Raw genomic sequence first — 24,175 nt, 5'->3', positions numbered from 1 at the left:
GCAGCATAAAAATTAACTTTAATCGATTTAACTAACCAAATGATATAATCAAAGACACTCGTTAAAAGTCGTGCTTTGCTAATAAAAATTATCTTGTTTCAACAAGGCTTAAGGAGGTCTAACGTTAGTTAGGCTCAATGGTATAACCTTTGACAGATATTTCAATCGATTACACGATAAAGCCGCTTTAACTTTATTGGTTTATTTTTATTAGTAGATGAATAATTTTATGCCAATCAAACGTTAATTTAACAGATTATTAAAAATATACTTACATTGTTAATTAAAACTAGTCAAATAGGGTAAGAACGATTAGAATGACTCACTTACTAAACCAACCATAAATTTTGAGAGATTTAGATATATGCCAATGTTTTATATTCTTATCGGTATCATTGTTTTACTTGCAGTTGTAACAGTACTAAAAGCCATTACTATCGTTCCACAAGGTTTTCAATATACTATTGAACGTTTTGGAAAATATACGCACACTCTAGAACCTGGTTTAAATATTATTATTCCATTTATGGATGGTGTGGGTCGTAAAATTAATATGATGGAACAAGTACTTGATATTCCGTCGCAAGAAGTTATCTCTAAAGATAATGCCAACGTACAAATTGATGCAGTGTGCTTTATACAAGTTCAAGAAGCAGCCAGAGCAGCTTATCAAGTTAACCAATTAGAGCGCGCAGTAATAAACTTAATGATGACTAACATTCGTACCGTTCTTGGTAGTATGGAGCTGGATGAAATGTTATCACAACGTGATCATATTAACTCAAAATTATTGAGTATTGTTGATGACGCAACAAGCCCTTGGGGAATTAAAATTACTCGTATTGAGATTCGAGATGTTCGCCCGCCAGCTGAGCTAATCGCTGCCATGAATGCGCAGATGAAAGCTGAACGTAATAAACGTGCGGAAATTCTTGAAGCAGAAGGTGTTCGTCAAGCAGCAATTTTACGTTCTGAAGGTGAAAAACAATCAGAAATATTAAAAGCTGAAGGTGAAAGACAAGCTGCATTTTTACAAGCTGAAGCCCGTGAACGTGCTGCTGAAGCTGAAGCGAAAGCAACTCAAATGGTTTCTGAAGCGATTGCCGCAGGTAATATCAATGCAATTAATTACTTTGTTGCACAAAAATATACCGAAGCGCTACAAAATATCGGCTCATCAGATAATAGTAAAGTTATCATGATGCCACTCGATGCAGCAAGCTTAATGGGTAGCATTGGCGGCATTGCTGAACTTATCAAAAATACTAAATAATTATCGTAAGATTTAGAAAATCTATCTCCTTGACATCATTGACTTGATGTAAGGAGATAATTATTAGTTTTTAATCAAATAAGTCTTGTAGGAAATCGATCATGACAGATTTTGCACTAATTATCTATAATTCACCTCATTGGGTATTTTTTATTTTAGGCGGTATTTTGTTGATCGCTGAATTACTTTGCTCTGGCGGATATTTACTTTGGAGCGGTATTGCAGCCATTATCGTTGGTTTAATCGCATGGTGTTTACCACTTTCTTGGCCTATCCTTTGGATTTTATTCTCTATTTTTACTTTAGTTTCAGCTTATATTTGGTGGGGTTGGCTCAAAAAGAAGGGGCAGGATAAATCGAGTAAAGGTGAGATTAATCAACCACAACAAGACTTAATTGGTACTAAAACCGTTGTTACAAAAGCCATTGTTAATGGTTCTGGTCGAGTTAAAATAAAAGACGGTACATGGTCAGCTACCTGTGATAAAGATTTACCAGTAGGACAAGTCGTGATTGTGACTTCTGTGGATGGAATAACATTAAATGTTGAACCTATCCTTTAAAAGGTTTCAATATTTAATCATGCAGGAAAATAAAGAATGATGAAAAAATTTACACCAATTTTAGCGCTGTTAATTTCCGTTAATATTCACGCGGATCCAAAAGATGATTATAAAGAGGCTTATGTCACACCTGTATTTAAAGATATAGCGGGTTTTCCGTTTCCTGATATTACGCTTAAAGAATGGAATATTGAAAACAATATCTTTCTTTTAAAATACAAAGAAGAAGATATTGATAAAGTAGTCGATATTTGTAAAAAAGAGGAGATCCCTGATTATAGTGAAAATGGTGATCAGACATTATTGGTGAAAACCAAAATATGCAACAAAGCAAAAATAATGAGTAAACTTTATCATATATCTCAAGATGAAACTTCTACTACACCTGATCCAGCCTATAGTGAAGCATGGATCACGCCAGTGTTTAAAGATATACCCGATTTTCCACTTCCCAATATCACAGCCGATGAATGGCAATATACGCCTCTATCTGTATTGAAAAACAAATATGAGAAAACCGACATTGAGAAAATGATTAAAATTTGTAAAGAAAATAAAATCCCTTTTTGGACTGATGATACTAAAAATGCACCAAAATTTATGCAATCGTTATTGTGTAACAAAGCAGAATCATTGATTAGATACTACTAACTTTTACATTAATTTATTTTATTAGCCAATATTAATTATTGGCTGATTTTTTAATGAATAAACTGCAAATATTTACCTATCAGTAAAAATAAATTATTCACATTCTTTTTACCTATCCATGCTACTTGCTATCAATCTATAAATGACAAATAGATAGTTAAAGCGGCATCGCTAAATTAGCTGATTTGACACTCGTTATTTTCAATAGTTGAAGCACTTTTTTAAAGCCAAAATAAAAAAGCCCAACAATGATCGATTGTTAGGCTTTAGCTAAAATAATTTGAGTTTACTGTTGAGATGCAATATCGCTACTACATCCTAATTAGCTCAAACTAATGTGACATTGATGTTTTTACACCACCTTTAGGAATTGGTATATACATTCTTTCTTTATCTGTTCTTTGTTTATTTTTGAAGGCTTTGATTGCCGTTTTAATACCAAAAAAGATAATACCATAAACAACAACTAAGAACAGGATACTTAATCCCGCATTGGTGTAGTTGTTTATTACAATGTGGTGCATATTATCGATTTGTTGTGGTGTTAAATCGCTACCTTCGGCAATACGACGATTATATTCATTCGCTAAATAGAAGAATCCTTCAAGTTGTGGATTGTTGCTAAATAGTTTCAATCCTAATGCCCATGTTGTACAAATTAATAACCATATAGCAGGAATAATCGTTACCCAAACATATTGAGCACGTTTCATCTTAATTAACACAACTGTTGCTAAAACTAAGGCTACTGCGGCTAACATTTGATTAGAAATACCAAACAATGGCCACAAACTCTTAACACCGCCTAATGGATCGACAACACCTTGATATAACAGATAACCCCATAAGCCAACACAACCTAGCGTACCAATGAAACCGGCAACTAACGAATCAGTTTTTTTCAAGAATGGCACAAAATTGCCTAACAAATCTTGAAGCATAAAGCGACCTGAGCGGGTACCTGCATCTAAGGCTGTTAAAATAAATAAAGCCTCAAATAAAATACCAAAGTGATACCAAAAGCCCATATCAGCACCAGGAATAATCTGATGAAATACATGTGCAATCCCCACAGCTAAAGTTGGCGCACCGCCTGCACGATTTAAGACTGAAGGCTCACCAATATCTTTTGCGGTCTGTAGTATCTCTTCAGGTGAGATCACAAATCCCCAAGAACTGACCGTTGCAGCGGCATGAACGGTTACCTCTTTCAATTGTTCAATAATCATCGGAGCTTGATCGGTACCTAATTTATGAAGATCGGGCATAGTAATACCTAAAGCTGCCGGAGGCGTATTCATGGCAAAATAAAGTCCCGGCTCAATGATCGATGCCGCAACTAAAGCCATCATAGCGACAAATGATTCCATTAGCATTGCACCGTAACCAATAAAACGGGCATCGTTTTCATTTGCCAGTAATTTTGGCGTAGTACCCGATGCAATTAATGCATGGAATCCGGAAACCGCACCACAAGCAATAGTAATAAATAAGAATGGAAATAATGCACCTTTCCACACCGGACCAGTTCCGTCGACATATTGTGTGATATCAGGCATTTTAAGATCAGGATTTAAAATAACAATACCAATGGCTAGCCCAACAATAACACCAATTTTTAAGAAAGTAGCAAGATAATCACGAGGCGCTAAAATTAACCATACAGGTAACATGGCAGAAACTAATGCATAACCAACTAGTGCATAAGTAATCGTGGTTGCTTTAAAAGTTAAAGCGGGTCCCCAATATGCATCATGAGCAATTACACCACCAAACCAAATTGAGAGAATTAATAAAACAATCCCTATAACCGAGACCTCGAGAACACGACCTGGTCTGATAAATCGCATATATATTCCCATAAATAAGGCAATAGGTACGGTTGAACAAACCGTAAATACACCCCACGGGCTTTCAGCTAAGGCTTTAACTACAATCAATGCTAATACCGCAAGGATAATAAGCATAATCAGGAAACAGCCAAATAATGCGATAGTGCCGGGAATAGATCCCATCTCTTCTTTAATCATTTCACCTAATGAAGAACCATTACGGCGAGAAGACAAAAATAACACCATAAAGTCTTGTACAGCACCCGCCAACACAACCCCAGCAAGTAGCCAAAGGGTACCAGGCAAATAACCAACTTGAGCAGCTAAAACAGGGCCAACAAGCGGTCCGGCTCCGGCAATAGCAGCAAAATGGTGACCAAATAAGACATATTTATTAGTTGGTACATAATTCAAACCGTCATTATTTATGACAGCAGGCGTTGCTCGAGTAGGATCTAATTGCATCACCTTCTTTGCAATATACATACTGTAATAACGGTATGCGACAAGATAGATTGAAACAGCAGCGGCAACTATCCATAGTGCACTGACATGTTCTCCACGTCGTAATGCAACTACCGCCAGACAGCATGCACCGACAAAAGCTAGGATCAACCATGGAATATGTTTGAAAACTTTATTATTCATAATGATTCTCTTTGTGGGTTTATATTAATTAGTAAGAAACTTAGCCACCCTTAACCAGTTAAAAATTGGTTAAAAATCAAAAGTACATCATAAAAGATAACTTTTAACAGTTAGCGACCTAAGCGCTTACTAAAGGTTCCTTTATATCCAAGCGTATAGTAATTTTTTATTGATTTGAAAGAAATTAGTATTTTAGTTATAGGCTAAATCAAGCTGATAAGTGGTTAAATTTAGCCAATGAACGGTCGAATTATTTCAATTGTTATAATCCAATAGTCTCTTTGAAAGGTTTAAGATACCGACGACTGACCGGTACTGAAATATCGTTTATTAGAATGATATCAACACCGCCAGCATCATTAAAACGAATCTCTTTTAATTTTTTAGGATTGATCAGATATTGTCTGTGGCAACGAATCAAAGGGGTTTTGTCCTCTAATGTTTTTAATGTTAATTCGGTGAAATACGCACTATTTTCATGATTAAAAACATAAATACCACTGACTTTTGAGGCGATATAAAACACATCATCCATATTTAATAAATAAATCCGATTGTGACCAACACAAGGAATATAATTAAATTCTTGCTCAATTGACGCTAATTGTTCAATATTTGACGGGCATTGCTGATGAAGCCGGGTTAATGTCTTATTTAATCGCCCTTGCTCAACAGGTTTTAACAGATAATCAAAAGCTTGTTCTTCAAATGCTTTAACAGCAAATTCACTATAAGCCGTTAAAAAAACAATATGCGGCATCGTATCAGGATCTAGCATTGAAAGCATTTCAATACCGTTTATTTTCGGCATTTGTATATCTAAAAACACCACGTCAGGTTGTAGACGATGAATTTCTCGAATCGCTTCCATGGCATTTTGACACTCAGCAACAATGGTAATTTCCGGATCGTTTTGCAGTAAACACCGTAAATTTTCACGTGCAGGTAGCTCATCATCAACAATAATTACATTTAGCATTGAACAGTCACATCCTCTTGCAACGGTATGGTCAGTCGAACTTTAGTACAACTGTCGGGTATACAATCAATTGTTATCCCATACTTCTCCCCATAGCGAATATTAATCCGTTTATCAACTAAATTCAAACCAAGACCATTAATATCTTTTCTATTTTCCCGATAATTACCCGCATTATCAATGACTTCTAATATTAGCGTTTGAGCTTGCTGGTAGGCTTTGATAATTACCTTTCCTTTGCCAATTAATTGAGAAGTCCCATGTTTTATCGCATTTTCAACTATAGGTTGCAATGAAAAAGCCGGAAGTTGAACATATTCTAATTCACTCGGAATATCGATTTCGACGGTTAACTGTTCCATAAATCGCATTTTTTCGATTTGTAAGTAAGCATTGACATGCTCTATCTCGTCTTTTAGCGATACCATTTCTTCGGTTCGTTTAAGATTTTTGCGGAAAAAAGTTGAGAGATTTTGAACTAATTGCGAAGCTTGAGTTTGATCCCGACGAATAACAGCAAGTAAAGTATTTAATGCATTAAATAAGAAGTGAGGATTAACTTGCGCATGTAAAAGTTTAATTTCGGTTTTCGATAATAGTTGCTTATAGCGCTCATTTTGACCGGCAAGAATTTGGGCTGATAATAAACTGGCTATCCCTTCGCCCAAAGTACAATTTATCGAACTAAATAAGGTATTTTTGGCTTCATAGAGTTTAATGGTACCCACTACAGTATTATTTTCACCGCGTAAGGGAATAACGAGCGTCGAGCCTAAACGGCAATTTTTATTAATTGAGCACTGATAAGGCTGATGTACGCCGTCAAGATATTTCACATCATTTTCTTCAATTGCTTTTAAGGTAATATCTGACGTAATCGGCGTGCCGGGCAAGTGATGATCATCACCAATACCAATAAAAGCTAATATTTTTTCTCTGTCTGTGATAGAAACAGCGCCAATATCGAGTTCTTGATAGATAATTTCGGCAACTTTTGTACTATTGATCTGATTAAACCCTTCACGCAATAAACCTTCAGTACTAACCGCAATTTTTAACGCTTTAGCCGAAAAAGCCGATGTATAACGTTCAAAAATAGCTCGTCTATCTAACAAGATTCGCATAAACATTGCCGCCCCAATGCTGTTAGCCACAATCATCGGTGCAGCTATGCTACCAACTGCATGTAAAACCACATCAAACGGTCGAGAGATTAATAACACCATAATCATTTCAATCGATTCAACAATTAAGCCTAATATCCCAACTAATAACGGGTTGTAGATAAGATCAACTCGCCCTTTTTTCATTAAAATATAGTGAAGTAATCCACTGATTAATCCGGTTAAAATGGTTGAGAGCATGCAACTTTCAGCGGTGATCCCCCCTAAAGTGTAACGATGCACACCACCGGTTATCCCCACTAACAGACCAACCATGGGTCCACCGAGTAACCCCCCTAAAATAGCGCCAATTGCTCGAGTATTAGCAATAGTGTCTTCAATGTGTAAGCCAAAATAGCTACCCATAATACAAAATAGTGAAAAAATTAAATAACAGATTAATTTGTGAGGTAAGTGAACGGTAACTTGCATCAGCGGAATGACAATGGGTGTTTTACTTAGCAAATAAGCAATGACTAAATAAATACACATTTGTTGTAAAAGCTGTAATACAAGATCAAATTCGAACATGATGCTGACCATAGATGCAAACCGTCGATGACTATCGACGGTTGATTGTTAACTTATTTATCAAGCAAAGTGAACGTTTGCTTATTTTTTGTAGTTGAGTCATCACCAACATACACATTAAACTTTCCGGGTTCGGCAACATATTGCATTTTATCGTTCCAAAATTTTAACATGTCATATTTGATAACAAACTTAACTTGACCTTTTTCATGTGGCTTTAAAGTAATATTTTCAAAGCCGATTAACTGTTTGACAGGTCTGCTTACTGACGCGGTTACATCTTGAAGATAAAACTGTACAGTTTGCATACCGGTTTTATCACCAATATTTTCCACATTGGCAGTCACCACAATTTCACCGCCGGGCAACATCTGATCACTTGATAAAGCAAAATCAATGGTAAAATCGGTGTAACTTAAACCAAAACCAAAGGGGAATAAAGGTTCATTTGGGCTATCAAAATATGAAGTGGTATATTTACCCATGTTCTGGGTACCACGTGGGCGTCCGGTATTTAAATGACTATAATAGACAGGTATTTGCCCTACATTCATAGGGAAAGACATTGGCAATTTACCTGAAGGGTTATAATCACCGAACAAGACATCTGCAATGGCATTTCCACCTTCTGTACCTAAAAACCACGTTTCGAGCATTGCATCGGCTTGGTCATACTCTTCTGGCAATGTCAGAGGGCGTCCATTCATTAATGTAATCACAACCGGTTTCCCCGTTGCCTTCAATGCTTTAATCAACCGTTTCTGACTGTCTTGCAACGCAAGATCTGTACGGCTTGAAGACTCATGCGCCATACCTTGTGCTTCACCCACAAAAACCACAACAACATCAGATTCTTTAGCGGCAGCAACCGCTTGTGCTAACATCTCATCCGCCGGTCTTTCATCAAATTTGCTACTCATTCCGTATAAATTTAAAAATTTAAATAAGTTCGGATCATCAGATAGATTTGCACCAAAAGCATAACTAATCTGTTTAGGATCTTTTACGGCATCTTTAATACCTTCTAGTGGTGTGACGGCTAAATTAGCTCGCCCTGCCCCAGACCAACTACCTAAAATATCTCGTTTAGAATCCGCTAAAGGCCCAATGACTGCAATTTTCATATCTTTTGTCAGTGGTAAAAGATGATCGTTATTTTTTAACAATACAATACTACGGCGAGCAACATCTCTAGCTTCTTGTCTATGTAAGCGATTATCAGCAAACATTGTGTCGATATCTAAATTCGGATCTAAATTACGATAAGGATTTTTAAATAATCCCATATCATATTTTAATTCTAAAACTCGACGACAAGCCCGATCTATTTCATTTTCAGAAATCACCCCTTGATCAACAAGTTCCGGTAAAAATTGTAAAAAATACTCATCGTTCATACTAATATCAATACCGGCTTTGATCGCAACACGCACCGCATCTTTAGGATCGCTGGCTACACCATGATTAATTAATTCCCGAATTGCACCATGATCACTGACAACAACACCGTCAAAATGCCATTTGTCACGTAATACTTCTGTTAATAACCAGTGATTAGCACTTGCCGGAATACCATTGACACTGACCAAAGATACCATTACCGCACGGCTGCCGGCATCAATGGCCGCTTTATAAGGAACCAGATACTCTTGAAACATCTTGCGTTCACTCATATCGGTACTATTATATTCACGCCCACCCTCAACGGCGCCATATAAAGCAAAATGCTTCACCGTGGTCACTAAAGATTTTTTATCTTGTAAAGACTGTTTTTGCATTTTTTCAACAAAAATACGACCGGCTTCTGATACCAGATAAGGATCTTCACCAAATCCTTCTGATACCCTACCCCAACGTGGATCTCGAGTAATATCAACCATTGGCGCCCAAGTCATGTTTAAACCGTCACTGGTTGCTTCATCAGCAGATACTTCGGCAACTTTACCTATTGCTGAACGATCCCATGTCGATGCTATAGCTAAATTGATTGGAAATATCGTGCGATGACCATGAATAATATCAAAACCAAAATAAAGTGGAATTTGGTTGCGAGATTTCAAAGCACGTTCTTGCATCTGAGATAAATCAGGTTCAACAACGGTGTTAAAAATACCACCAATTTCACCTGCTTCAATTTGATCGAGAACTTTACTTAAAGTTAATTCACCACCAACACTGATCAATCGTAATTGACCGACTTTTTCCTTAATCGTCATTTTCGATAAAAGGTTATCAATAAAAACTTTCTTTTCTTCATCAGGAGTTTGCGCAATCAACGATCCGGAAAATATAAATAAGACTAAAAAAAGAACGATTTTTTTCATCATAATAAGTCGTACAATCATTAAGCAGTTAGACAGATCAATAGCATAACGTATCCACTACAAAAAATCTTGTTTTTTACGAAGTTTATTAGAGGAAAGGAGGAAAGGCAGCATTTACTATCGAAAATTTTTATACTTAAACGTATAGTAAATCTGAAATCTTTTGACAAAAAAATACCCATATAAATGGGTAATAAGCAACTTTGCCGAATAATATCGGCAAAGATAAATAATTAATCTCTAAAGTTAGTAAATTGGAACGGTTGGCCTAATTCACCATTTTTCACTAATGCCATGGTCGCTTGTAAATCGTCCCGAGATTTACCCGTTACACGCACTTGTTCACCCTGAACTTGGGCTTGCACTTTAAGTTTGCTATCTTTTATCAACTTGACAATTTTTTTAGCTAATTCTTTATCAATCCCCTGTTTTAACTTAACGGTAATACTATAGAATTTACCACTATGTTCCAGCTCTTCGGGAATGTCTAAAGCACCGCCGTCAATGCCTCGTTTAGCTAGCTTATCACGCAAAATATCCAGTAATTGTTGTACTTGAAAGTCTGATTGACTTGTTGCTTTGATAGTTTGATTTTTTTCATTGAGCTCAAATGAAGCTTCAACATTTTTAAAATCCCAACGAGTAGTTAATTCACGCGTTGCGTTTTCAACGCCATTTTTAACTTCTGGCATTTGGATTTCTGACACAATATCAAAAGAAGGCATAAGTTTTCCTCTTCTAATGGTTATAAATGATATTAATATAAAAGATGAATGATGTAGTTAAAAGCCGCCAAACGACTTTGACGGCAAATTAAGAAGTGATTAGTAAAAATTAATCAATGGTACGAAGTAATTCGTTAATACCTACTTTACCTAACGTTTTAGCATCAACTTTTTTAACGATAACAGCACAATAAAGACTATATTTACCGTCTTTTGTTGGTAAATTACCTGAAACCACCACAGAACCAGCCGGTACACGACCATAGTGCACTTCACCGGTTGCACGATCATAAATTTTAGTACTTTGACCGATAAATACACCCATTGAAATAACACTGCCTTCTTCGACAATAACACCTTCAACAATCTCACTACGTGCACCGATAAAACAGTTATCTTCTATGATAGTCGGATTAGCTTGTAATGGTTCTAAAACGCCACCAATACCAACACCACCGGATAAATGCACATTTTTACCAATTTGCGCACACGATCCGACAGTTACCCAAGTATCAACCATGGTACCTTCATCGACATATGCGCCAATGTTGACATAAGACGGCATTAATACAGTATTACGAGCGATATAGGCTCCTTGACGAGCAATCGCAGAAGGAACAACACGGAAGCCTTCTTGTTGGAATCGAGCTTCATCATATTGGGCAAATTTTAATGGCACTTTGTCATAATAATTAGTCGCCCCACCATCGATAAGTTGGTTTTCATTAATACGGAAAGAGAGTAATACAGCTTTTTTTAACCATTGGTGAGTCACCCAGTCCCCATTGATTTTTTCTGCGACACGCATCTTACCGCTGTCGAGTAAATGAATACATTGATTAATGGCATCACGTGTTACCGTATCAACATTTGATGGGGTGATTTCCGCACGACGTTCAAATGCGGCTTCAATAATAGTTTGTAGTTGTTGCATCTCTCGTTTCCTTTAACTTTTAGTCCGTTAGCAAATTCAAATAGGCAAACAGTATAATATAATATGTCGTGATTTTTAAGTGGTTTGTCATATCATTAACTTTTTCAAGTAAAAATAAAAAATGATTTGTGGCATCTGTTCCAAAATAACAACAAATATCTGCCCTCATCTTCCTTTCAGTTAACATAGCGCCACCTTATGATAATCATATTCAGCTATGCAAAATTTAGGATTTTCTTTAATTGAATTACTCATTGTTGTTTGTATTAGTGCCATATTAGCTAGTGTGGGTATTAACCATTGGCAAGCCCAAAAGTTGCGTAATGAATTAGAGATAACCACCAAACAATTAGCTTCTTTTTTGAGCGAAGTTCAAGTAAAAGCTTACACGAATAATGATAATTACTATCTTTATCTTTTTGTTTCACCTTGGTGCTTAAGTATTACTCAAGGTGAAAAACCTCAATCTTGTCATCAAGGTTTATTGCAATTTATCAAGCCCGACAATTCAGTCGTTATTAGCGGATTGAATGATAACCAAAGCGCCACATTTTGGGGGCCCCGTAATATGGCCAAAAATATCTCTTTCGAATTAAGTAATCGTATCGGTACCAGCAAAATCTTTGTTTCATCGCAAGGGCGTATCCGGTTTTGTCGAAAAAGTAGCTACCTCACGGGGCTGCCGCCATGTTAAATCAGTCAGGATTTTCATTATTAGAAGCGCTAATCAGTATAACATTATCGACGATAATGGTGCTCGGCATAAGCTCTTTTTACACACAATTGCAAACCAATATTTATCATCATTATCAAAAAAAACATTTACAGACAATTGTTGAGCAAGGACTAGTAGGCTTATCAAAGGATATCAGACGAGCTGGATTTATTGCTAACGATCCAACAAAAATGACAGCAAAACCGATCGATATTACCTCAAATCCTTACTGTATAACGCTACGTTATGATAGCGAAATACGTAATGATTGGATCTATAACCCCAATTTCACCCGATATTCAGACATATTTAGCTATCGTTATAATCAAAAAAACATCGAGTACAAAACAGGCGAGCTTAACTGTCGAAGTTCGCAATGGGAAAAATTGTTCGATCCTGCTGAAGTGAAAATCACGCAATTTTCAATTAAACAGCAAAAAAATGGTTTGGAAATTACCCTTGCGGCAGAATTAAAACAAAACAAAAAAATTAATTATCAAATAACTAAATTTATAAAAAATGAAAACCCACTATCCCCCTAATTCGCTGTCAGGTTTCAGTACGATATCAATGGTCATTATATTAACCATTATTGGATTGCTATTATTAACAGGATTTCATTCGTTAATCATTTCCGAACAAAAAACAATTATTAGTCAGACGCAATATTATCAACGATTTAATCAAGCGAGCTCAGCTTTACAATGGGCTATAACGCAAAATTGGCCGACACCAACGGATCAATGGCAATGCTTAATTGAAGCAAGATTTCAACTAAAAGCTTGCATTAAAAAATCACTATTAAAAATTGATGACTATATTCTAGTTCGAGGTGAAGCGGAGCATTTTTATCTTTATCAATTGACCCATTATGACAATCATAAACTTATCAGCCAACCAGGTCACTGGCTTGATTATTGCCCGGAAAAAAGGAGTATCGATTGTGAATAAGCCGTACCAAACAGGCTTTAGCCTTATCGAAGTTATGATAGCTAGCTTATTAATGTCAATCATCATGATAAGTTTCGTTGGCTATCAGAAAGTGTTGTTTCACCAACAACACGACTTATCCAACTTTAAACAAGCACAACACATCGCCTTTCAATTACTTGATAGTTATCCCGAAGTTGCCAGTCATATTGTTCGGGATAATTGGCAATTTCACATTCATACTGAATCCTACCTTGCGTCCTGTAAAATGGTTAGCATCACAATAATGCCACCCAACCAAAAACAAGTTAAACAACAACGCCTTTTTTGCAACAATTAGCTTTTTATGACTATAACTATAATCAGTTAATTTATTAGCCAACTATGAAGAATTTGCAAAACTTGTGCTGTTTTTTCGGCGTGGACATTATGCCCGGCACCTTCAACAAGTTCAATTTTTGCATTGGGAAACTGTGCAAATATCGCCGAATAATCTTGATCGGTAATATAGGGTGAATCACCACCACGAATAAATAGAGTTGGTTTTGTCCACGCAGTAGCAAGAGGCTGCCAATCACAAAGTTGTTGATACTGTTCAATAATGACTTTGGCATTAAATAGCCACTGTCCATTTTTGAATGATTTCAATAAAAACTGAATTGTCATATCCGATAAGCCTTGTTGCTGCATCATCTCAATAATCTGTTTTTTATCATTTAGTTGCATCATAAGGCATTGTGCTAATGCCTTCAAAACTAAAGCATTAGAAGAAGTGGGATACTTAACAGGTGCGATATCAATTGCGACCAATTTTTCAATGTTATCAGACATAATTTGAGTTAGCTCAAAAGCCACCTTGCCACCCAAAGAGTGTCCGACAATAATTAATTTATCTAAATGCAACTGCTGAGAAAGTTCAGCCACATCCTCCGCCATATCCTTAAAATTCATTGAATCTGACCAAGGAGATAAGCCGTGATTTCTAAGGTCAATTTGAATTGTTGTATAGTCAGAACAAAAATCCCGAGCTAGCATATTTAAATTATCCAAACTGCCAAATACACCGTGTATGAACAATATCGGTTGTCCACTCCCTTGTAATTTATAATTTAATTTCATCGGTTAACTCTGTTCATTATGTTGATAAATCGCATTAGATGTTAATTTTAGCAAGTGACAGATGATTAATTCAATAACCCCAAAGCACATAAATGTGATAGAATTTACGCCTTATTTTTTTATAGCGTTAAGTACTATGTTCCAAAATAATCCCCTACTTGCAAAGTTAAAACAAGAACTGCATCAACAAACTCCCCGTGTGGAAGGAATCGTTAGAGCCAATGAAAAAGGATTTGGTTTCTTAGATGTTGATAATAAAACCAGCTATTTTATCACTGTAGCAAAAATGAAAACCGTTTGTAACGGTGATAAGGTATCCGGTACGATCATCAGTTATGACGATAAAGAATCTTTTGAACCTGAAACGTTAATCGAAAGTTCACTACAAAGATTTATTGGTAAAATTGGGTTTCAAGACAAGGTTATGGTCATTTATCCTGAAAATATGCCTGCCAATTTCGCCATACGCTGTAAAATTAATAAAAAAGTGAGTGAAAGTCTAACCGAAGGGGATTGGGTTGTTGCTACACTGACTTCACATCCATTAGAGGAAGATAAGCGCTACTTTTTTGCTGAGGTCACTCAATTTATTGCTAGCAGCACCTCTAAATATCTATTGTGGTTGAAAACGTTAGCCCGTTATGCTTTAGAAGCACAAGCACCACAAGAAGACAATTTATCGATCACCGATAGTGAGTTGGAAAATCGACAAGATTTAACTGACATCGACTTTTTCACCATTGATAGTGAAGATACCCAAGATATGGATGATGCCATTGCCGTTGAAACAGATGAAAATGGCAATTATCAACTCTATGTCGCTATCGCCGATCCGACTGCCTATATTTTACCTGACAGTCATATCGATAATATTGCCAAAGAGCGAAACTTTACCACTTATTTGCCCGATTTTAATATTCCGATGCTGCCTAAAGCGTTGGCCGATGATCTGTGCTCTTTAAAAGCAAATCAAAAACGCCCTGCAATGGTATGCAAAATAACTATCGATCAGCATGGTGATATTGCGCCAAATAAAGTGATGTTTATACCAGCATGGATTGAATCAAAAGCCAAACTTTCTTATCACAATGTTTCTGACTTTTTAGAAAACGCTAACCAACTGGCAACTGATAATCAAAATATTGTCGATCAACTTAAATTATTATCCAATCTGGCTTCAATCCGAATAAATTGGCGTCAGCAAAATGCACTGGTGTTTAAAGACAGCAACGATTATCGATTTGTGCTTGATGAGGAACGGCAAGTTAAAGCAATTATTAAAGAGCCTCGCCGTACAGCTAATCATCTTGTTGAAGAGATGATGATTTTGGCTAATCAAGCGTTAACGATGCAACTAAAAGACAAAGTCGGTTTTGGTATTTTTAATATCCACCTTGGGTTTGACAATAAATTTATTGAACAAATTTTAAAAGTATTGAACGACAATGGCATTACTGAATTTGACAAAGAGTCGTTACTCTCTTTTGAAGGTTATGTAAAACTGCGTCGCATGACTGAAGATAATAATTTCCTTGCCACACGGTTACGTAAGTTCCAAACCCCTGCTGATTTTTCAATTACCCCTCAACCGCATTATGGTTTAGGATTCGAAGCTTACGCAACATGGACTTCACCTATACGTAAATATGGCGATATGATTAACCACCGGTTGATTAAAGCTTATTTGCTTTCACAACCGCTTAACAAACCGGATAATGATCAATTAAAACTCATGAGTGATCGCCGTAAAATGCTTCGCTACGCTGAGCGTGATATCGCCGATAATCTTTATGCTCAATATCTATCGGACAAAATTGGACAGACTTTTGAAGCTGAAATAATTGACATTAATCGTGGCGGTATAAGAGTACGAATGAGTGATATTGGTGCTTTTGCCTTCGTGCCTATTTCGATGATTCACCCGGTGCGTGAAGAGATAGTTTCAATACCGGAAGATGGTATCATCAAAATTAACGATCAAGTTTGTTATAAACTTGCTGATTCGGTGCAAATTGTTATTCATCAAATAAAAGGCGAAAACCAATCAATTATTGCCAAATTAGTTAAATAAAAAAACATAAGATAGTTAATCGGAATTAATGGATTAATTATCTTTATTTTTTTCTAACATAAGTGAGTAAACTATAAATAAAAATTGATGATATTTTTAATCATTAACCCTTTTTTTTATTAATAATATCTGATATCTTTCATGCTTAATTTGACTAGCTACTGTGAGGAACAATATGATGTCAATTCACGGACATGAAGTTTTACAAATGATGAACGGTAATGATTATACCGAATCTTCTTTATTAAAAGCGATTGTTGAAAAATTTGGCGCTGATGCTAAATTTCATACCTGCTCAGAAACTGACATGAACGCACAGCAACTTATCGAATTTCTAAAACAGAAAGGCAAATTTAAACCTGCCAACATTCAACAAACTGCATTCACAGTCAATACTGATAAAATATGCCGACATTAATAATTTAAATACCCAATTATAATTAATCTGTTTTTTATATATAAATTTAATTTAATCATTTAGTGTATTTAAGAAGAATATGAGTATATAATTTTCCGCTGCTATGATACAAGTCAATGTGGCAAGGTGAAATACCTTGAAATTACAACTCAAGAATATGTTCATGGAATTTGATATATGAAAATAAGTAATATCCTTACATGCGCCATTGTTTCTATTCTTGTCGCAGGTTGTGCTAACAATAATCTCTCGCCAACCAATACCGTTAAAGGGAAAACCTCAGCAACAGAACAATTGCTTTTACTCAGGCATCAAACTGAATCTAATAATGACTACGTTGTAACTGCGAAAAACCAATTACATCAAATGTTGGGTAATAAATATTTTAATAATTATGTGATTAAGCATGGTTTATTAAACTGTGCCAGTGATACCAACCAATCGTCTTGTGTGTTGAGCTTTTATCTTAACCATTATTATAAATTAAAATATGACGCCCAACTCAAGAAAGTCATTGAAGAGAGTCAAGCTCAACAAAATATTGAACTAAGCAAAATTAAAGCCAGCCCGACCAATATTAACAATTATTGCCAAAGATCAGCTGATTTTACCTTAGCAATTTATGCCAAAGATAAATCAAAAATAGCAAATTATTATCAACCATTGTTCAAAATGACTGAACAAGACGTCTCAACATTGCAAAATAAAATTCTTAAAGATAACTATTCACAATTTTTAATCAGTGAAAATCCAACCATTCTTCAAGAAATAAAGGCTGACTATGTTGAAAAATGCTTAAGTGATCCTGAAAGTAACATTATTAACTATTTTAATATTTTTAGATAATACTAATGCGAGTCTTTTATGTACAATTTATTTTCAATTAGTCAATATAGTAAAAAATTAACTTGCAAACTCCTATTTGTGGCTTCTGTGACTTGCGTGAGTTTTTCTGCGTTAGCTTTTTCGTTCGATGACGTCGCTGAAAAAGCAGAGAATTTATCAAAAAAAGATTACGTCCAACCTTCAAAAAATATACCGAGTGAATTAGCCTCTTTACAATTTGCCGATTATCAGAAAATATTATTCAACCATGATAAAGCTTATTGGAACGACCATAAAAGCCGGTTTAAATTAGAGTTCTACCATGAAGGTATGTACTTTGACGTACCTGTTAAAATCAATGAAATAGTTAATAATGAAGTACATGAAATCCAGTATGATCCTAGCTACTTTGATTTAAGCCAACTCAAATTAGATAAGATTGAAAACAAACATCTTGGTTTTGCCGGATTTAAAGTTCACTACCCAATTAATTCACCAACTAAAACCGATGACGAAATTTTTACAGCGCTTGGCGGTTCGTATTTCCGTGCGGTCGGTAAAGATCAACGCTATGGACTTTCGGCGCGTGGTTTAGCCATTGACACGGGTGAAATGTCTGGCGAAGAGTTTCCTCGCTTTAAAGAGTATTGGATCGAAAGACCCGAAGCCAATCAAAAGCATCTGGTAATTTATGCCCTTCTTGATTCACCTCGAGTGACAGGCGCATATAAAATCGTACTCGTCCCGAGTATTGATACAACGGTGACGGTTGAAGCAAAAATATTTTTCCGTGATTCGGTAAAAAAATTGGGTATCGCACCACTTACCAGCATGTTCTTATTTGGACCAAACCAACCATCGCCACTCTTAAATTATCGTCCTGCAATGCATGATTCGAATGGTTTATCGATTTTGGCGAATAATAATGAATGGATTTGGCGACCATTAAATAACCCGAAACGATTATCTTTTTCATCATACAGTTTAGAAAATCCTAAAGCATTTGGTTTAATTCAACGTGATAAAGGTTTTGAAGACTATCAAGATCTTGATGATCACTACGAAAAACGCCCTAGTGTCTGGGTTGAAACGCTTAACAATTGGGAAAAAGGCCGGGTAGAATTGGTCGAAATTCCAACTGCTGATGAGACTAACGACAATATTGTCGCTTTTTGGGTACCTCAAAAAGAGTATAAATCGGGAGATAGCTTATCGTTTAAATATCGTTTACATTATACGTTAAATGAGCTCAAGCGTTATCCTGATAATGTCGCAAGAGCAACCAGCACACGCTTATCACTTGGGGATATTAAACAAGCTAATTTAATTCGTAAACTCGACGGATCTAATGCCTATGTTATTGATTTTGAGGGGCCTGAGTTATCCGATAAAGTGCCAGTTAAAGTGATTTCAAGCATTAACAACGGCTCAATTGTAAGCAGTGATGTCCAATATAATTCGGTTACCAAAGGATGGCGTGTAATTGTGCGGTTTAATGTTGATGACAGTAAAAAAGCAACCGATATTCGTATTCAATTAGCATCACAAGCAACAAATGAGGTCTTATCTGAAACTTGGAGCGGGCAATACCCTGCACAATAATTATAATAATTTAAAAAAATATGAAAAAAGATTACTTTAAGAATCTACCTGACGCCGACAATTGGCGTCAGACATCTGAAAACAATATTCCACCAACTGACGATGTTGAATTTATTAAGTACCGTCTGGATCAAGTTGGTGACACTTCAACTTTTATCGATGAAAGAAAGCAGCAGCCTAGTTACCCTAAAGTTGAGCGAGTTTCAGTCCAACCTCAAAAATGGAATGAGCGTTTTAAAGCCAAATCAAAACTTGGCATTAATATTATGGCGTTAATCCGTCGCTTTATCATGTTTGCCCTTATTGTGACACAAACTTACTATGGCACGGTTTACTTATCTTCATTACTACCTTATCAAAGCTGGCAAAAAATTAATTTTATGGCTAACTGGGATATCAACCCGGAGCTTGCCATTTACAGCATTATACCTTACATCATTCAAGGATTTATCATTGGCCTGTTTGCCATTTTATTTTGCTGGATATCTATCGGGTTTTGGACTAGCATAATGGGCTTAATCCTAGCTGTGATAAGAAAAGATCGTTATACCATTCCAATTCCCCAAAACCCAGCCGAGCACATTAATCCTAATCATCGTACCGCATTGGTGATGCCGATTTGTAATGAAGATGTTGCTCGAGTTTTTGCTGGTCTACAAGCTACTTATCAATCGCTAGCCGAAACCGGACATGCGAGCTGTTGTGACTTTTATATTTTAAGTGATACTAACGATCCGGATCTCTATGTCAACGAGTTAAAAGCATGGACGCAGTTCAATGCGCAAAAGCAAGATGACGGGTGTAACATCTACTATCGTCACCGTAAACGTCGTGTGAAACGCAAAAGTGGCAATATCGATGATTTTTGCCGTCGCTGGGGACATCTTTATGAATATATGATGATCCTCGATGCAGACAGCATAATGACCGGTGATTGTATTTTAAAAATGATCGCCATGATGGAGATAACACCAAAAGCCGGGATTTTACAATCACCACCAAAATCGGTCAGAATGACAACGCTTTATGGTCGTATTCAGCAATTTGCTAACCAGATCTACAGCGACATTTTCTGTTCTGGTACACACTTTTGGCAATTAAGTGAAGCGCAGTATTGGGGTCATAATGCGATGATCCGCTTAAAACCTTTTATTGAGCACTGCATTTTATCACCAATCCAAAAACGCAAAGGCCCAATACACATATTGTCACATGATCTGGTTGAAGCAACCTTAATGCGACGTGCCGGCTATGGTGTTTGGATCGCTTACAATATTAACGGTAGTTATGAAGAACTACCCGGCAATATGATAGAAGATCTCAAACGTGATAATCGCTGGTGTATGGGAAACTTAATTAACCTAAGATTAATTTTTAAAAGTGGTATCAAACTGACGCATCGAGTGATGTTTATAACCAGTGGCATGGCTTATATCTCGTCACTACTGTGGTTAGTGTTTTTAATATTTTCTACCCTTTTATTACTGGTATTTAATATTTCTGAACCCCAGTATTTTTTCCAATCGAATCAGTTTTATCCTACTTGGCCTCGGTGGAATGAACAATTAGCGATACAGCTTTTATCGACAACAATGGTATTACTGTTTGCACCTAAATTTTTTAGTTACGGCATTATTATCGCCAGAACAGGGGCAAAAGATGTCGGTGGCATTTTCAAATTAACCTTATCAATACTGATCGAAATGCTTTGGTCGATGATTCTTGCGCCTATTCGCATGATTTTCCATAGTAAATTTGTATTAAAAGCATGGCTTGGCAGCAAAATACAGTGGAAATCGCCTTCACGAAATGATGATGCGTTAACATGGGGTGAATCATTCTATTTCTGCTGGCCACTATCACTATTAGGCATCGTTTGGCTTGCAATTATTATTTGGTTAAATCCGCAATTTACTTATTGGTATATCGCCATACTTATACCACTAACTATTTCGCCGTTAGTCATTCGAGTATCGGGATTATCAAGTTTAGGAATGAAAGCCAAAAAGGCAGGACTATTTTTAACACCGGAAGAAACTCATCCGGCAAAAGCAGTGCGTTTAACTGGCGAATATTTAGTCCAAACCCGAGCTGCTTTTGTGGAGCATGGTTTTGTTATGGCGCTTGTCGATCCTGTTTATAATGCGCTTGCTTGCGCATTGTCGACATCAAGGCACTTACCTAATAGCAAAAATCAACAAAAACGCGCCGAACTTATCGAGCACTATCAACAAGTTGATTTAGAAAAAATAAGTCAAGAACAGCAATTAATGATTTTAGAAGATCCTATTATACTTTCTGCACTACATCGCCATATTTGGCTACAACAAGAAAAATACGACAATTTGTTCACATTGTGGCAAAATGAACGCCAACAATAAGAGATAGGGTGAGTAACACCCTATTTCTCTTCTTTTTTAGTAACTGATCAATTCCATGGATATTTTTTATGACTTGGCAACCTACTGCATCTATAAATAATTTACTTAAGCGAGCTAAAATTGTTTCTCAAATAAGACAATTTTTTACCGATCGCTGTATATTAGAAGTTGAAACACCGATTTTAAGTCAATATGCAGTAACAGATGTTCATTTAAGTTCTTTTCATACACAATATTTAAAACCCGGGGAAGATGAAGGGCAACAAGGGCGTAAGATGTCATTAATTACTAGCCCTGAGTACCATATGAAGCGCCTACTGGCTGCTGGTAGTGGACCGATTTATCAGCTGGTTAAATGTTTTCGTAACCATGAAGAAATTAGCCGAATTCATAATCCGGAATTCACTATGCTTGAATGGTATCGAATTCAGTTTGATATGATGCAAATGATCAATGAAGTTGATGATCTGCTACAAACAGTTTTAGATTGTGAACCGGCTGAACGAATTAGCTACCAAAAAGTTTTTCAACGTCATCTTAACATCGATCCGTTAGAAGCTGACCATGCAACTTTAGTTAATGCGCTGACTCAACTCAATGTTGAAATTGATGCTAATAATTTTGACAGAGATACACTACTACAATGCTTGTTCTCCTTCGGGATTGAACCTCACATTGGTCAAGATAAGCCTGTTGCAGTGTTTAATTTCCCTGCATCACAAGCGGCACTTGCCGCCATTAGTTCAGAAGATCATCGTGTAGCCAGCCGTTTTGAGTTTTACTACAAAGGAGTCGAACTTGCTAACGGCTTTAAAGAGCTGACAAATCCACAAGAACAAAGAATGCGTTTTGAGCAAAACAACATTGATCGTGCTAATCAAAACTTACCACCTCAAAATATTGATATTGAATTACTGGCAGCCATGGAATCAGGTCTACCTGATTGTGCCGGGGTTGCGGTCGGTTTAGATCGATTAATCATGTTAGCACTCAACGCTGATAGTTTAGATGATGTCATGTCATTTACTTTTGAAAGGGCTTAATTATGCTAGAAACGTTAAGCTCAATTGACTGGATTTTAATAACAATCAGTGCAGTAGCACTGATTTTATTGATTCTGGTTATTAAACTTAAATTATCTTTAAATAATTTAGATCAAATATTTGAGCTGCAATTCACGCAAAAGAATCAAGAAAATCAAACATTACTTTTACAAGTTAAACAGCTTGATGCGCAATTGAATCAGTATCGTGAACAACATATTGCCCAAAATATCAAAATAAGTGAGCTAAAAACCCGGTTAGAAGAGACGTTAAGTTCTGCCCATGAAAAGCAAATCCTGCTTGAACAAAGTGAACAGCGTTTAACCACCCAATTTGAAAATCTGGCTAATCGTATTTTTGAAAGCAGTGGTAAAAAAATTGAGCAACAAAATAAGCAAAGTTTGGATTTTCTGCTTTCACCACTAAAAGAGCAATTAGAAGGGTTTAAAAAGCAAGTTCAAGATAGTTTTGGACAAGAAGCCAAAGAGCGCCATACCTTAACCCACGAAATTCGTAACTTGCAACAACTTAATGAGCAGATGACCAAAGAGGCAACTAATCTTACCAATGCTCTAAAAGGTAATAATAAAACGCAAGGTAATTGGGGTGAGTTTATTCTAAGCCAAATTTTGGATAATTCCGGATTGCGAATGGGGTATGAATATGAAACTCAAGTCAATTTAACCAATGAAAATAAGCAACGTCTACAACCGGATGTGATTGTTCACCTTCCTCAAGGAGGTGATGTGGTTATCGACTCTAAAGTAACGCTGGTTGCTTATGAGCGCTTTTTTAACAGTGACGATGAGGTAGCTCGCGCTAAAGCCATGAGCGAACATTTAACCGCAGTTCGAAATCATTTAAAACAGTTAAGTCAAAAAGATTATCATAAATTAATTGGTATCAATTCGCTTGATTACATTTTAATGTTTATTCCGGTTGAGCCTGCGTTTTTATCCGCAATTGATAACGATCCGGCATTAATCAACGATGCACTAAAAAATAACATAATGATAGTTAGCCCAACAACGCTGTTAGTCGCACTACGGACTATCCATAATTTATGGCGATACGAATATCAAAATCGAAATGCCGAACTGATTGCCGATAAAGCAAGTAAATTATATGACAAAATGCGAGGCTTTATTGAGGATATGGAAGGATTAGGCAATTGCTTAGATAAAGCACAACAGACCTATCAAAGCTCAATGAACAAATTAGCAAAAGGTCGTGGCAATGTTATTGGTCAAATCGAACGCTTTCGAGAGTTAGGCATCGAAGTAAAAAAACCAATAAACCCAGATATAGCACTATTATCGATAGATGAACTGGAGCAAGAAAACGAAAATTAACTATTTTTGTCAAGAAGTTTCAGAAAATACCTACGTTTCAGTATAAAATATCGTAATTCACCATGATTAAAAATACGTGTATACTCATTTAGCAAA

The 24,175-nt window shown here is 36.2% G+C and carries 21 protein-coding genes; 14 read left to right on the top strand and 7 right to left on the bottom strand.

Features of this window, described 5'->3' with window-relative positions:
- Positions 1-370: 370 nt before the first annotated feature.
- The 3 genes from J3U74_RS01935 to J3U74_RS01925 all read left to right on the top strand — a co-directional run bounded on the left by J3U74_RS01935 (position 371) and on the right by J3U74_RS01925 (position 2,487).
- On the top strand, positions 371-1,273 hold the full coding sequence (locus tag J3U74_RS01935; RefSeq protein WP_294832873.1) for an SPFH domain-containing protein: 903 nt from the start codon (positions 371-373) through the stop codon (positions 1,271-1,273).
- Positions 1,274-1,374: 101 nt separating this feature from the next.
- Complete coding sequence (locus J3U74_RS01930; protein WP_220217806.1) at positions 1,375-1,836, top strand: NfeD family protein; 462 nt, start codon at positions 1,375-1,377, stop codon at positions 1,834-1,836.
- A 36-nt stretch (positions 1,837-1,872) separates the two neighbouring features.
- On the top strand, positions 1,873-2,487 hold the full coding sequence (locus tag J3U74_RS01925; protein ID WP_267329789.1) for a hypothetical protein: 615 nt from the start codon (positions 1,873-1,875) through the stop codon (positions 2,485-2,487).
- Between the two features lie 332 nt (positions 2,488-2,819).
- Here J3U74_RS01925 and J3U74_RS01920 read toward each other — a convergent pair whose 3' ends face one another.
- The 6 genes from J3U74_RS01920 to dapD all read right to left on the bottom strand — a co-directional run bounded on the left by J3U74_RS01920 (position 2,820) and on the right by dapD (position 11,623).
- Complete coding sequence (locus J3U74_RS01920) at positions 2,820-4,967, bottom strand: carbon starvation CstA family protein (RefSeq protein ID WP_370633969.1); 2,148 nt, start codon at positions 4,965-4,967, stop codon at positions 2,820-2,822.
- 262 nt (positions 4,968-5,229) lie between these two features.
- Positions 5,230-5,946, bottom strand: coding sequence for a two-component system response regulator BtsR (gene btsR, locus J3U74_RS01915; RefSeq protein ID WP_220217808.1), 717 nt, complete (start codon positions 5,944-5,946; stop codon positions 5,230-5,232).
- Positions 5,940-7,640 (bottom strand): sensor histidine kinase, encoded by a 1,701-nt coding sequence (locus J3U74_RS01910; protein ID WP_267329788.1) that lies wholly within the window; start codon positions 7,638-7,640, stop codon positions 5,940-5,942. The genes btsR and J3U74_RS01910 overlap by 7 nt, the downstream gene beginning before the upstream one ends.
- Before the next feature lie 53 nt (positions 7,641-7,693).
- Positions 7,694-9,967: a beta-glucosidase BglX gene (gene bglX, locus J3U74_RS01905; RefSeq protein ID WP_267329787.1), complete on the bottom strand. Its 2,274-nt coding sequence runs from the start codon at positions 9,965-9,967 to the stop codon at positions 7,694-7,696.
- 230 nt (positions 9,968-10,197) lie between these two features.
- On the bottom strand, positions 10,198-10,689 hold the full coding sequence (locus J3U74_RS01900) for a YajQ family cyclic di-GMP-binding protein (protein WP_220217811.1): 492 nt from the start codon (positions 10,687-10,689) through the stop codon (positions 10,198-10,200).
- A gap of 109 nt (positions 10,690-10,798) precedes the next feature.
- Positions 10,799-11,623, bottom strand: coding sequence for a 2,3,4,5-tetrahydropyridine-2,6-dicarboxylate N-succinyltransferase (dapD, locus tag J3U74_RS01895; RefSeq protein ID WP_220217812.1), 825 nt, complete (start codon positions 11,621-11,623; stop codon positions 10,799-10,801).
- Between the two features lie 217 nt (positions 11,624-11,840).
- Between dapD and J3U74_RS01890 the strand changes: the two genes are divergently transcribed.
- From J3U74_RS01890 to J3U74_RS01875, 4 genes are read left to right on the top strand one after another with little or no spacing between them, the layout of a single operon-like run.
- Entirely contained in the window at positions 11,841-12,317 is a 477-nt protein-coding gene (locus J3U74_RS01890; RefSeq protein ID WP_267329786.1) for a prepilin-type N-terminal cleavage/methylation domain-containing protein, read from the top strand.
- Complete coding sequence (locus J3U74_RS01885) at positions 12,311-12,880, top strand: prepilin peptidase-dependent protein (RefSeq protein ID WP_220217814.1); 570 nt, start codon at positions 12,311-12,313, stop codon at positions 12,878-12,880. Before J3U74_RS01890 ends, J3U74_RS01885 begins: the two co-directional genes overlap by 7 nt.
- A 28-nt stretch (positions 12,881-12,908) precedes the next feature.
- Positions 12,909-13,289, top strand: a complete 381-nt coding sequence (locus tag J3U74_RS01880; protein ID WP_267329785.1) for a DUF2509 family protein — start codon at positions 12,909-12,911, stop codon at positions 13,287-13,289.
- Entirely contained in the window at positions 13,282-13,608 is a 327-nt protein-coding gene (locus J3U74_RS01875) for a type IV pilus modification PilV family protein (protein ID WP_267329784.1), read from the top strand. Before J3U74_RS01880 ends, J3U74_RS01875 begins: the two co-directional genes overlap by 8 nt.
- A gap of 26 nt (positions 13,609-13,634) precedes the next feature.
- Here the strand turns inward: J3U74_RS01875 and J3U74_RS01870 are convergent, their stop codons facing one another.
- On the bottom strand, positions 13,635-14,387 hold the full coding sequence (locus J3U74_RS01870; RefSeq protein ID WP_267329783.1) for an alpha/beta fold hydrolase: 753 nt from the start codon (positions 14,385-14,387) through the stop codon (positions 13,635-13,637).
- 61 nt (positions 14,388-14,448) lie between these two features.
- Here J3U74_RS01870 and J3U74_RS01865 point away from each other — a divergent pair, with 61 nt between their 5' ends.
- From J3U74_RS01865 to rmuC, 7 genes are all read left to right on the top strand, one after another.
- The gene (locus tag J3U74_RS01865; protein ID WP_267329782.1) at positions 14,449-16,458 is read left to right on the top strand and encodes an exoribonuclease II; all 2,010 of its coding nucleotides are present in this window, start codon (positions 14,449-14,451) and stop codon (positions 16,456-16,458) included.
- A 175-nt stretch (positions 16,459-16,633) separates the two neighbouring features.
- A complete protein-coding gene (locus J3U74_RS01860) occupies positions 16,634-16,876 on the top strand; it encodes a YecH family metal-binding protein (RefSeq protein WP_220217819.1) in 243 nt (80 codons plus the stop codon).
- A gap of 177 nt (positions 16,877-17,053) precedes the next feature.
- The gene (locus tag J3U74_RS01855; RefSeq protein ID WP_220217820.1) at positions 17,054-17,722 is read left to right on the top strand and encodes a hypothetical protein; all 669 of its coding nucleotides are present in this window, start codon (positions 17,054-17,056) and stop codon (positions 17,720-17,722) included.
- Between the two features lie 18 nt (positions 17,723-17,740).
- A complete protein-coding gene (locus J3U74_RS01850; protein WP_220217821.1) occupies positions 17,741-19,303 on the top strand; it encodes a glucan biosynthesis protein G in 1,563 nt (520 codons plus the stop codon).
- 20 nt (positions 19,304-19,323) lie between these two features.
- The gene (gene mdoH, locus J3U74_RS01845) at positions 19,324-21,684 is read left to right on the top strand and encodes a glucans biosynthesis glucosyltransferase MdoH (RefSeq protein ID WP_267329780.1); all 2,361 of its coding nucleotides are present in this window, start codon (positions 19,324-19,326) and stop codon (positions 21,682-21,684) included.
- A 68-nt stretch (positions 21,685-21,752) separates the two neighbouring features.
- The gene (epmA, locus tag J3U74_RS01840; protein ID WP_220217823.1) at positions 21,753-22,727 is read left to right on the top strand and encodes an elongation factor P--(R)-beta-lysine ligase; all 975 of its coding nucleotides are present in this window, start codon (positions 21,753-21,755) and stop codon (positions 22,725-22,727) included.
- Between the two features lie 2 nt (positions 22,728-22,729).
- Entirely contained in the window at positions 22,730-24,079 is a 1,350-nt protein-coding gene (gene rmuC, locus J3U74_RS01835; protein WP_267329779.1) for a DNA recombination protein RmuC, read from the top strand.
- The last annotated feature ends 96 nt before the right edge of the window (positions 24,080-24,175 follow it).

The sequence above is a fragment of the Gilliamella sp. B3892 genome, assembly GCF_026536305.1.
Classification (GTDB): Bacteria; Pseudomonadota; Gammaproteobacteria; order Enterobacterales; family Orbaceae; genus Gilliamella.
The sequence above is the reverse complement of the archived record's forward strand: the minus strand, read 5'-3'. Positions and strand labels throughout refer to the sequence as shown.

Coding starts and splice junctions, on each gene's coding strand:
- J3U74_RS01850 (WP_220217821.1), top strand. CDS start 17,741: ATGTACAATTTATTTTCAATTAGTCAATATAGTAAAAAATTAACTTGC.
- rmuC (WP_267329779.1), top strand. CDS start 22,730: ATGCTAGAAACGTTAAGCTCAATTGACTGGATTTTAATAACAATCAGT.
- btsR (WP_220217808.1), bottom strand. CDS start 5,946: ATGCTAAATGTAATTATTGTTGATGATGAGCTACCTGCACGTGAAAAT.
- dapD (WP_220217812.1), bottom strand. CDS start 11,623: ATGCAACAACTACAAACTATTATTGAAGCCGCATTTGAACGTCGTGCG.
- J3U74_RS01860 (WP_220217819.1), top strand. CDS start 16,634: ATGATGTCAATTCACGGACATGAAGTTTTACAAATGATGAACGGTAAT.
- J3U74_RS01930 (WP_220217806.1), top strand. CDS start 1,375: ATGACAGATTTTGCACTAATTATCTATAATTCACCTCATTGGGTATTT.
- J3U74_RS01865 (WP_267329782.1), top strand. CDS start 14,449: ATGATTAATTCAATAACCCCAAAGCACATAAATGTGATAGAATTTACG.
- J3U74_RS01870 (WP_267329783.1), bottom strand. CDS start 14,387: ATGAAATTAAATTATAAATTACAAGGGAGTGGACAACCGATATTGTTC.
- J3U74_RS01910 (WP_267329788.1), bottom strand. CDS start 7,640: ATGTTCGAATTTGATCTTGTATTACAGCTTTTACAACAAATGTGTATT.
- J3U74_RS01890 (WP_267329786.1), top strand. CDS start 11,841: ATGCAAAATTTAGGATTTTCTTTAATTGAATTACTCATTGTTGTTTGT.
- bglX (WP_267329787.1), bottom strand. CDS start 9,967: ATGATGAAAAAAATCGTTCTTTTTTTAGTCTTATTTATATTTTCCGGA.
- J3U74_RS01935 (WP_294832873.1), top strand. CDS start 371: ATGTTTTATATTCTTATCGGTATCATTGTTTTACTTGCAGTTGTAACA.
- mdoH (WP_267329780.1), top strand. CDS start 19,324: ATGAAAAAAGATTACTTTAAGAATCTACCTGACGCCGACAATTGGCGT.
- epmA (WP_220217823.1), top strand. CDS start 21,753: ATGACTTGGCAACCTACTGCATCTATAAATAATTTACTTAAGCGAGCT.
- J3U74_RS01855 (WP_220217820.1), top strand. CDS start 17,054: ATGAAAATAAGTAATATCCTTACATGCGCCATTGTTTCTATTCTTGTC.
- J3U74_RS01880 (WP_267329785.1), top strand. CDS start 12,909: ATGGTCATTATATTAACCATTATTGGATTGCTATTATTAACAGGATTT.
- J3U74_RS01920 (WP_370633969.1), bottom strand. CDS start 4,967: ATGAATAATAAAGTTTTCAAACATATTCCATGGTTGATCCTAGCTTTT.
- J3U74_RS01900 (WP_220217811.1), bottom strand. CDS start 10,689: ATGCCTTCTTTTGATATTGTGTCAGAAATCCAAATGCCAGAAGTTAAA.
- J3U74_RS01885 (WP_220217814.1), top strand. CDS start 12,311: ATGTTAAATCAGTCAGGATTTTCATTATTAGAAGCGCTAATCAGTATA.
- J3U74_RS01925 (WP_267329789.1), top strand. CDS start 1,873: ATGATGAAAAAATTTACACCAATTTTAGCGCTGTTAATTTCCGTTAAT.